Source organism: Mycobacterium sp. NPDC003323, assembly GCF_053589535.1.
Map to the genome: position 1 here is coordinate 328,363 of NZ_JBSFSB010000003.1, position 9,681 is coordinate 338,043.

Sequence of the window (9,681 nt, forward strand, 5' to 3'; positions counted from 1 at the left end):
CGTATCACCGCACCGCTGCGTGACATCACCAGTGCATGAGTCTAGCGGGCGGCGAACGACTCCAACTCGTACTTGTCGTGAAACGCGCGCAGTTGCTCGTAGCGGTAGCGGTTGTAGGCCATCGGCTCCAACAGCGCCCACTTGGGCAGTGTGCGGCGGGCGACCCGGATGACCGTGCGGTAGCAGGCGAACTCCAGCTGCTTGCGCGAATTCCATTGACTTCCGAGCAGTTCCATCATCTTGGGATGGGTGGTCGATTCGGCGCAGATGCGGGCCGGCCGGGCCAGAGCCGGCGCAGCCAGCGCCCAGGCCGGGGCAGCCAGCCGGTGCAACCACGCCGGACCGAACAGCGTCGGCACCGGCGGGGCCGAGAACTGGTCGGCCGCCCACTGCAGGAACGGGTTGGAAGCCAGTTCGGTGGCCGCGATCTCGTCGTAATAGGCCTGCATATCGGCCACCGTTTCGGCCACGTCGGCCGCCGAACTCGGCAGGCCCACATCGGCGATGGCACACACCGTCTGCCACACGACCTCGCGCTGTTCGGCGGACAGGTCCTTGCCGTAGATCGCCAGATAGCCGGCGTAGAACACGCGCAGCGACGAGGTGCCGACCCACTTCCACAGCTTGGGATCCAGGGCGCTGAACCGTTCACCCTCGAAGTCACCCTTGCCGACCCCGTGCACCGCGCCGTGCTTGTTCTTCAGGCGCTCGGCGGCGGCCCGGCGGTCGGCCTCGTCGCTGAACGCCAGCGGTCCGTTCCACAGGTAGCTGTTGATGCCGCGGTCGGTGAAGTTGGCCGCGAACCGTCCGCTGGCGTCGACGGCCGCGGCCACCGGGCGGTAGGCCACCTGGTCGAGGGCCAGTCGGCCGAACAGGCCGAAAGCCAGCGGCATCCCCATCCACCAGCGCACATCGGCGGCCAGCTCGCGGTGCGGTCGGCCCGGATCCCAGGGCTTGGGCTCCCGCTCAGGATCCTTTTCGGCCGCGCTCGGAACCACCGTGCTCGTCATCCCCGACTCCCATCCCAAAACAGGAAACATCTGTGTGCAGTTTGAGCAAATCAGCGCTTCCCGGCTGTGTCAAGATGGTGCGATGGTCACCCGGCGCTACGGCGGACAGACCGCGGGAGACCGGGTCGCCGTACGACGCGCCAAGCTGTTGGCCGCAGGCGTGGAACTGATGGGCACCCGGGGTATCGCCGGCACCACGGTGCGCGGGGTCACCGAGGCCTCCGGGGTCGCGGCCCGCTACTTCTACGAGAGCTTCACCGATATCGAGGCCCTGCATCTGGCCGTCTACACCGAGGTCATCGAGGAGGCGGCGCGCCGGTCGGTCAGCGCCCTGGAACAGGCGCCCGATGACGACACCGCGCGCACCCGAGCCGTGCTGGGCGAGTTGGTCGATCTGATTCTCGGCGATCCGCGCAAGGGCCGGATCCTGGTGCTGGAGGCCACCGCGTCGCCGGCGCTGGGCCGGCGCAGCCTGGCCGAGTCGAGCCGGTTCGCCGGCATGCTGGCCTCGACCGCTGCCGGCGGCGATCCCGGCCTGGCGGCCGATGGGCTGCCGACGGATCTGCGGCTGGTGTCCCAGTTTCTGGTCGGCGGTGTCACCGCCACCATCGGCGCGGTGCTGCTCGGCGATGTCGAGGTCGAGCGCGATCATCTGGTGGACGTCCTGGTGAGCCTGTTCGAGGCGATCCGCGCGGCGGGATCAGGCTGAGGCCCGTGATCGGGCGAACCCGTCAGCTCAGCTTGATCGCCGCGATCTTCAACCGCGCGACCGCCTCTTCCCACTCGGCGATGGTCGGCAACCGGTCCCCGGGAAACGTCATCCCCATCTGACGTTGCGCCTTCTTGGGCCCGTAGCCGGTGGCGATGCGCTCGACGAGTGCGGCGACGGCGGCGGGTTCACCGATGAGCTCGCCATGCCTGGTCGACTTCGTGCCGTCGACGTATACGACGGCTTCGGCACCACCGCTGAAGTTGAACTTCCACTGCGCTTCGAGCACGGCGTAGAGATCACCGTCGAGGCGGTGCGCACTCACCGGGGTGGAGTACCGCCTGCCCGATTTGCGCCCGGTGAACTCGACGAGCATGAAGTCGCCGGCGAAACGGCCCAGCGGGGTCTTGAGCGCCAGTCCCAGCGTGGGATTGACGATCTTGAGCATCAACTCGGGTGGATGGGCGACATCGATGGCCGCCGGCCGGTCTGCCATCGGTTCACCCTAGGGCTACCAGCGCGGGCTGGCCAGCGTGAAGCTCGGATCGACGGTCTGCATGTAGCCCGTGTCGTCGCGGTCACGGATACCGCAGGTGAGGTACTGCTCGTGCAGGGCTGCCAGCGAGTCCTCGTCGATCTGCACGCCCAGACCGGGACCGGTCGGCACCGGCACGGCGCCGTCGACGAATCTCAGCGCACCATCGGCGACCACGTCTTCGGTCTTCCACGGCCAGTGGGTGTCACACGCGTAGGTCAGATTCGGGGTGGCACCGGCCAGGTGCACCATCGCGGCCAGGCTGATGCCCAAGTGCGAATTCGAGTGCATCGACAGACCCAGCCCGAAGGTCTCGCAGATCCCGGCCAGCAGCCGCGAGCGCTGCAGACCGCCCCAGTAATGGTGATCGGAGAGAACGACTTTCACCGAATCCTTGAGCACGGCCGGCTTGAGCTGATCGAAGGCGACGACGCACATGTTGGTCGCCAGCGGCATCGGAGCCTGCCGGGCCACCTCGGCCATCCCGTCGAGCCCGGGTGTCGGATCCTCCAGGTACTCCAGGATCCCGGCCAGACCGGAGGCCACCTTGACCGAGGTCTGCGGGCTCCAGGCGGCGTTGGGATCCAGTCGCAGCGGGACCCCCGGGAAGGCCTTGGCCAGCGCCTCGATACCGGCCATCTCCTCCTCGGGCGCGAACACCCCGCCCTTGACCTTGATCGCGGTGAAGCCGTACTCGTCGACGATGCGCCGGGCCTGCGCGACCAGGCCGTCCGGGTCCAGCGCCGCACCGAACCGGTCCGGCTCGGCACCGGGGTGGGCGGCCCACTTGTAGAACAGGTAGGCACTGAACGGCACCTCATCGCGGACCTTGCCGCCCAACAGGTCTGAGACCGGCCGACCCAGCACATGGCCCTGCACGTCCAGACAGGCCACCTCGAACGGCGAGAACACCTGATCGGTCGCGCTCGCGGTGGTGATCATGCCTGCGGTGCCGACGGCCGCGTCGTCACCCGCGAGCCGCACCGCGATGGCGGCACGGATCTCGTTGAGCGCGAAGACATCCAGGCCGGTGATGGCCTCGGCCGCGGCGTTCAACCGGGCCAGGTGCCGGGTGTCGGCGTAGGTCTCGCCGAGACCGACCAGACCCGCATCGGTGTCCAGCTGGATGATCGCCCGCAGTGCGTACGGTTGATGTACGCCGACGGTGTTCAGCAGCGGCGGATCGGCGAACGCGACCGGGGTGACCCGTGCGCCGGTGACACGGATCGCCGTCGGATGTCGAGTCATGGTCTAGACGGCCCCGCTCAGCGCGCCGGCCACCACCGCGCGGCCCGCGGCCACGATCGAGGCCAGCTTCTCGACATCTTCTGCGGTCGGCATCACCAGCGGCGGACGGACTCCACCGGCGGGCACACCCTCCATCGTCACGCCCGCCTTGACCAGCGACACGGCGTAGCCGGGGACGGTGTCACGCAGCTGCACCAGCGGGATGAAGAATGCATTGAGCAGCGCGTTGGTCAGCTCGACATTGCCGGATTCCAGCGAATTGTAGAACGCCAGCGCCAGATCCGGCGCGAAGGCGAAGGTCGCCGACGAGTACAGCGGCACACCGATGGCGCGGAACGCCAGCTGGGTGGTCTCGGCGGTGGGCAGCCCGTTGAAGAACAGGAAATCCGGGTCGACCTGGGTGGTGACCGCGGCGACGATGCGGGCGACCTGATCGAAATTGCCTGTGCCGTCCTTGAATCCGATGACATTGCCGATCTTGGCGACGGCCACCGCGGACGCCTCGGTGAACTTGGCGTTGTTGCGGTTGTAGACGATGACCGGCAGCGTGGTCACCCCCGCCACGGCGGCCACGTAATCGACCAGACCGGCCTGCGGAACCTCGACCAGGTACGGCGGCAGCAGCAGGATGCCGTCGGCACCCTCCTCCTGCGCGGCCACGGCGTACGCCTTGGCCTGGGCGACCGAGCCGCCGGCGCCGGCGTAGACCGGCACGCGGCCGGCGATCACCTCGACCGCGGTGCGCACCACGGCGCGGAACTCCTCGAGCTCCAGTGCGTGGAATTCACCGGTGCCGCAGGCGATGAAGACGCCGCCGGGTCCGGCCTCCGCGCCCTTCTTCAGGTGCTGGGACAGGGCTTCCAGGTTGACGGCGCCGGATTCCGTCATGGGGGTGACGGGAAAGAACAGCACGCCTTGGAAGTTGGGACGCATCGGGATGGCTCCTTGAGATGAGGTGGTGGGGTGGGAGGTGTCAGTCCTGTGTGAGCCGGCCGTCGATGCGCCGCCACAGGTGATCGGGATTGCCGTCAGCAACAGCGCTGGGCAGCAAGGACTTCGGGACGTCCTGGTAGGCAACGGGGCGCAGGAAGCGCTCGATCGCCCGCGCGCCGACGGAGGTGGTGCGCGAGTCGGACGTGGCGGGGAACGGGCCGCCGTGCACCATCGCGTGGCACACCTCGACACCGGTCGGCCAGCCGTTGAACAGGATCCGGCCCGCCTTGAGTTCCAGCAGCGGCAGCAGAGCGCCCGCGGCCTCGACATCGGAGTCGTCGGCGTGCACGGTCGCGGTCAGCTGTCCCTCGATACCGCGGGCGACGGTCTGCACCTCGGCGGTGTCGGCGCACCGCACGATCAGGCTCGACGATCCGAAGACCTCGGCCTGCAGCACCTCCGACGCCAGGAAGCTCTGCGCGTCGGTGGTGAACAACGCCGCGTGGCATCCGGTGTCGCTGGTGCAGGCCTCGCCGCGGGCGACGAGCGTGGCGGCCCCGCCGAGACTCTCCACACCATCGGCGTAGCTGCGCGCGATGTTCGGGGTGAGCATCGGGGTGGCCGGTGCGCCGGAGATGGCCTCACTGGCGGCGGCGACGAATGCGTCCAGGCCGGGGCCGTCGATGGCGATGACCAGGCCGGGATTGGTGCAGAACTGTCCGGAGCCCATCGTCAGCGACGCGATGAACGCCTTGCCGAGATCGGCACCGTGGCTTGCCAGCGCGCCGTCGAGCAGGAACACCGGGTTGATGGAGCTCATCTCGGCGTAGACCGGGATCGGTTCCGGCCGCGCGGCCGCCGCTGCGACCAGAGCGGTTCCGCCCGAACGGGATCCGGTGAAGCCGACGGCCTTGATCCGCGGGTCGGTGACCAGGGCGACGCCCAGGTCCGGGCCCGAGCCGAACAGCAGCGAGAAGGTGCCTGCGGGCAGCCCGGCCTCGGCGACGGCGGCGGTGATGGCGCGCGCGACGATCTCGGAGGTGCCCGGGTGGGCGTCGTGACCCTTGACCACGACGGGGCAACCGGCGGCCAGCGCCGAGGCGGTGTCACCGCCGGCGACGGAGAAGGCCAGCGGGAAGTTGGACGCGCTGAACACCGCCACCGGGCCCAGCGGGATGAAGCGCTGACGGATGTCGGGGCGGGGCAGCGGGGCGCGGTCGGGCTGCGCGGTGTCGATGCGGGCGCCGTTCCAGCTGCCCTCACGCAGCACGCCGGCGAACAGCCGAAGCTGTCCGGTGGTGCGGCCCACCTCGCCGGTGATGCGGGCGGTCGGCAGGCCGGTCTCGGCGGAGGCCCGGGCGATCAGCGATTCGCTGACGGCCTCGATCTGGGTGGCGATGCCCTCCAGGAATTGGGCACGCTGCTCGGAGGTGGTGGCCCGGTAGACGGGGAACGCCTCGGCGGCGGCGGCAGCGGCGGCGGCGACGTTCTCGGCGCCACCGTGCCGGTAGGTCGGTTCCAGGGGCTTGCCGATGGCCGGATCGAAGCCCTGGATCTCCTTGCCGGTGCCCGTCACGGGCGTTCCGGCGATGATCATCTGGCCGGTCAACTGGGTGGGAAGAGTCGCAGTCACATCAGCAACGGTATGACCGCAATCCATTCCTGTCCAAGACCGATTCGGCCTCGACTAATGCAGGATGTGAATCAGTTGCCGCCTGCGCATCAACTACCGCGATGCATCCGCCACACCTGCGGTTTCGGCGTGTCACCATGATCGCATCTGACCTGATGGGGAGCGCCGCACGTGACCGAACTGCCCACCGGCATCGTGACGTTGTTGATGGCCGACGTCCAGGGTTCGACGCGGCTCTGGGAGACCCAACCCGAGGAGATGACCGCGGCGGTCGCAACAATGGAGCTCGCGCTGTCGCGGGCCGTCGCCGATCATCACGGCGCCCGACCGCTCGAACAGGGCGAGGGCGACAGCTTCGTGGTGGCCTTCCAGCGACCGTCGGACGCGGTGGCCTGCGCCCTGGCGCTGCAGTTCGCCCCGCTGCAGCCGATCTCGCTGCGCGTCGGCGTCCACACCGGGGAGATCCAGCTGCGCGACGCCGTCAACTACGCAGGCCCGACCATCAACCGGTGCGCCCGGCTGCGAGATCTCGCGCACGGCGGCCAGACGGTGCTCTCCGGCGCCACCGAGGCGCTCGTCGCCGATGTGCTGCCGCCGAACACCTGGCTGACCGACCTGGGCACCCACGCCCTGCGTGATCTGCACCGGCCCGAGCGCGTGCACCAGCTCTGCCATCCGGACCTGCGACTCAGCTTCCCCGCGCTGCGCACCTCCGTGCCCGCGGCCGCACCGAACCTGCCGCTGCAGCTGACCACCTTCGTCGGGCGTCGACCGCAGATCGAAGAGGTCGCCGGGTTGCTCAAGGAGAGCCGGCTGGTCACCCTCACCGGCGCCGGCGGGACGGGCAAGACCCGGCTCGCCCTGCAGGTCGTCAGCGGCTTCGAGGACGCCCAGTTCGTGGACCTGTCCTCGATCGCCGACCCGACCCTGGTGGCCAGCACCGTCGCCCGGGTGCTGGGTGCGCCCGACCGTCCCGGCCGGTCCACGATCGACACTCTGGTGCAGTCCGTCTCGGACCGGTCGATGCTGGTCCTGCTCGACAACTGCGAGCATCTGCTCGATGCGAGCGCCGATTTGATCGTCGAGTTGCTGAGCAGCTGCCCGGGCCTGCGATTCCTGGTCACCAGCCGCGAACCCATCGGCACCCCGGGCGAGGTGATCTGGCGGGTGCCGTCGCTGTCGGTGGACGATGAGGCCGTCGAACTGTTCGTCGACCGCGCCACCACCGCCCGCCCCGGTTTCACCCCCACCCCGCGGGCCCGGTCGATCATCACCGAGATCTGCCGACGGCTCGACGGGGTGCCGCTGGCCATCGAACTGGCCGCCGCCCGGGTCCGCTCGATGTCGCTCGCCGATATCCTCGACGGTCTGGAACACCGGTTCCGGCTGCTGGTCAGCGGGCCGCGCTCGGCCGCGCATCGCCAGCAGACGTTGCACGCCTCGGTGGACTGGTCACACAATTTGCTGTCCGAACCGGAACGCATCGTGTTCCGCCGCTGCTCGGTGTTCATGGGCGGCTTTGATCTGGTTGCGGCGCAGACAGTTTGCGCAGGTGCGGGCGTCGAGCCCTTCGAGCTGCTGGACCTGCTCACGTTGCTCATCGACAAGTCGTTGGTCAGCGTGGACACCACCGAGGGCGCCACGCGCTACCGGATGCTCGAAACCGTCCGCCAGTACGCGCTGGAGAAACTCGGCGAGTGCGGCGAGGTCGCCGGGGTGCGAAGCCGGCATCGCGACCACTACACCGCGATGGCGGCGGGCATCAGCGCGCCCGGCACCCCGGACCGCACACGACGCATCGAGCAGGCCGACAACGAGATCGACAACCTGCGCGCCGCCTTCGAATGGAGCCTCACCAACGGCGACAACGCCCTTGCACTGGAATTGGCGTCATCGCTGCCGCCGCTGTGGCTGGCGCGCGGGCTCGTCCACGAAGGACTCGCCTGGTTCACCGCCGCGCTCGCCGCGGACGCCTCCCCCGCCGACTCGGCACTGGCCGCCTCCCATGCGCGTGCGGTCGCCGACAAGATGTTCCTGGACGCCTCGGTGCGGGCCGCCGAGGGGCTCGAGGAAGCCGAGAGCGCGCTGCTGCTGGCCCGCGAATTCGACGACCCACAACTGTTGTTGCGGGCGCTGATCGCCTGCTGCAGCAATTCGGTGTTCACCAGGGCCACCGCCGACCGCTACTTCGACGAGGCGATCGCGCTGGCCCGCGAACTCGGGGACAACTGGCATCTGGCCGAACTGCTCAGCTGGCGCGCCTATGCCGCGATAGCCGGTGCCGGTGATCCCGTGACGGCACGCACCGCGGGCGCCGAGGGTCTCGCCGTCGCCGACACCATCGGTGAGGGATATGTGGCCCGGGCCTGCCGGTGCTGGGGTCACGGGGGCGCGTCCTTTTTGGCCGGCGATCTGGTCCACGCCGCGGCCGAGTGTTCCGTCATCGCAGCCGATTCCGCGGCCGGGCGCGATCCGCTGCACCAGGCGCAGGCGCTGATCACCGGTGCGCACGTGCTGGCCCGCAGGGGTGACACCGGGGCCGCGCGCGAGTCGGCGAAGGCGGCGCTGGCCGCGGCCGCCGGCCTCGGCGACATGTGGGTGGGGCAGGTGCACGCCGCGCTGGCGGTCACCTATCTGGCCGACGGTGAACTCGACGCCGCCGGGGAGAGCAGCCGACTGGCCGCACATCTGCTCACCGAATATCGGCAGGTGGCGTCGATGAACCTGAACCCGGTGGGTGACATCGCCATCGCGCGCGGTGATCTCGCGACCGCCGAGCAGTGGGTGACCGCCCTGCTGCCATCGGTGCGGGGCTGGCACCTGGCCACCGCACTGACCACCAGCGCCCGGCGCCGACTGCGCAGCGGCGACCACACCGGCGCCGCCGAGGATGCCCGGCGCGGGCTGTCCGCGGCGCTGGAGACCGGTGCGCACGGCGCGCTGCCCGACGTCCTGGACTGCCTGGCGCAGGCCGCCGAGGCCGCCGGCGAGCACCGCGAGTCGGCGCGGCTGGGAGGCGCTGCCGACGCCATCCGCGCTCAGCAGGGCGGCGTGCGGTTCAAGGTGTACGACGCCGACCTCGCCGCGGTGGCGGCCGCCGCGCGGGCGGTGCTGGGGGCTGAGGCCTTCGAGGCCGCCCGCGCGCAGGGATCGCGACTGTCGATCGCCGACCTGGCCGCACCGTCCTGAGCGTCGGGTCAGGCGCAGGCACGGTCGCGCCGCTGCAGCAGGGTCAGCACCGCGCGGCCCAGATCGGCGAGATCCTGCGGCGCAGCGGCACCGACCAGGGTCACCCCGTCGGCGACCCCGGTGGTCTGGATATCGGCGAGCAGTCCGGCCAGCCCGTGCAGAGTACCTGCGTAGCGCACGCCGCCCGTCGCGCCCAGCGCCGCGCACGCGGCGCGGACGTCCCGCGCGACCGCCACCTCGATATCGAGGATGACCGCTACCCCGTCATCGGCATCGCGCAGCCGGGCGCGCGCACGATGCGCCTGCTGCAGGTCGTCGGCCGCCACCCTGACCACCGGTTCCGGTCCCGAGGTCAGCTCCCGCCAGAAGTCGTCCACCACGAATAGCCGCACCCCAGCAGGTTAGGAATGCGCCTCACACCTGC

8 protein-coding genes are annotated in these 9,681 nt (G+C 70.0%); 2 read left to right on the forward strand and 6 right to left on the reverse strand.

Features of this window, described 5'->3' with window-relative positions; all coding sequences use genetic code 11:
- Nucleotides 1-41: 41 nt before the first annotated feature.
- On the reverse strand, nucleotides 42-1,010 hold the full coding sequence (locus ACWDUN_RS11210) for an oxygenase MpaB family protein (protein ID WP_449928429.1): 969 nt from the start codon (nucleotides 1,008-1,010) through the stop codon (nucleotides 42-44).
- 82 nt (nucleotides 1,011-1,092) lie between these two features.
- On the opposite strand from ACWDUN_RS11210, the gene ACWDUN_RS11215 reads away from it, so the two are divergent.
- Nucleotides 1,093-1,719: a TetR/AcrR family transcriptional regulator gene (locus ACWDUN_RS11215; RefSeq protein ID WP_449928431.1), complete on the forward strand. Its 627-nt coding sequence runs from the start codon at nucleotides 1,093-1,095 to the stop codon at nucleotides 1,717-1,719.
- A 22-nt stretch (nucleotides 1,720-1,741) separates the two neighbouring features.
- Here the strand turns inward: ACWDUN_RS11215 and ACWDUN_RS11220 are convergent, their stop codons facing one another.
- From ACWDUN_RS11220 to ACWDUN_RS11235, 4 genes are read right to left on the reverse strand one after another with little or no spacing between them, the layout of a single operon-like run.
- Entirely contained in the window at nucleotides 1,742-2,215 is a 474-nt protein-coding gene (locus ACWDUN_RS11220; RefSeq protein ID WP_449928433.1) for a hypothetical protein, read from the reverse strand.
- A gap of 15 nt (nucleotides 2,216-2,230) precedes the next feature.
- On the reverse strand, nucleotides 2,231-3,502 hold the full coding sequence (locus ACWDUN_RS11225) for a glucarate dehydratase family protein (RefSeq protein ID WP_449928435.1): 1,272 nt from the start codon (nucleotides 3,500-3,502) through the stop codon (nucleotides 2,231-2,233).
- A 3-nt stretch (nucleotides 3,503-3,505) separates the two neighbouring features.
- Nucleotides 3,506-4,435 (reverse strand): 5-dehydro-4-deoxyglucarate dehydratase, encoded by a 930-nt coding sequence (locus ACWDUN_RS11230; RefSeq protein ID WP_449928437.1) that lies wholly within the window; start codon nucleotides 4,433-4,435, stop codon nucleotides 3,506-3,508.
- Nucleotides 4,436-4,475: 40 nt separating this feature from the next.
- Nucleotides 4,476-6,068 (reverse strand): aldehyde dehydrogenase (NADP(+)), encoded by a 1,593-nt coding sequence (locus ACWDUN_RS11235; protein WP_449928439.1) that lies wholly within the window; start codon nucleotides 6,066-6,068, stop codon nucleotides 4,476-4,478.
- Nucleotides 6,069-6,239: 171 nt separating this feature from the next.
- Here ACWDUN_RS11235 and ACWDUN_RS11240 point away from each other — a divergent pair, with 171 nt between their 5' ends.
- Entirely contained in the window at nucleotides 6,240-9,257 is a 3,018-nt protein-coding gene (locus tag ACWDUN_RS11240; RefSeq protein WP_449928441.1) for an ATP-binding protein, read from the forward strand.
- An 8-nt stretch (nucleotides 9,258-9,265) separates the two neighbouring features.
- On the opposite strand, the gene ACWDUN_RS11245 is transcribed toward ACWDUN_RS11240, so the two are convergent.
- Nucleotides 9,266-9,649 carry a hypothetical protein gene (locus ACWDUN_RS11245; protein WP_449928443.1) on the reverse strand — a complete coding sequence of 128 codons (384 nt, stop codon included), beginning with the start codon at nucleotides 9,647-9,649 and terminating at the stop codon, nucleotides 9,266-9,268.
- Nucleotides 9,650-9,681: the final 32 nt, after the last annotated feature.

Coding starts and splice junctions, on each gene's coding strand:
- ACWDUN_RS11230 (WP_449928437.1), bottom strand. CDS start 4,435: ATGCGTCCCAACTTCCAAGGCGTGCTGTTCTTTCCCGTCACCCCCATG.
- ACWDUN_RS11225 (WP_449928435.1), bottom strand. CDS start 3,502: ATGACTCGACATCCGACGGCGATCCGTGTCACCGGCGCACGGGTCACC.
- ACWDUN_RS11210 (WP_449928429.1), bottom strand. CDS start 1,010: ATGACGAGCACGGTGGTTCCGAGCGCGGCCGAAAAGGATCCTGAGCGG.
- ACWDUN_RS11220 (WP_449928433.1), bottom strand. CDS start 2,215: ATGGCAGACCGGCCGGCGGCCATCGATGTCGCCCATCCACCCGAGTTG.
- ACWDUN_RS11215 (WP_449928431.1), top strand. CDS start 1,093: ATGGTCACCCGGCGCTACGGCGGACAGACCGCGGGAGACCGGGTCGCC.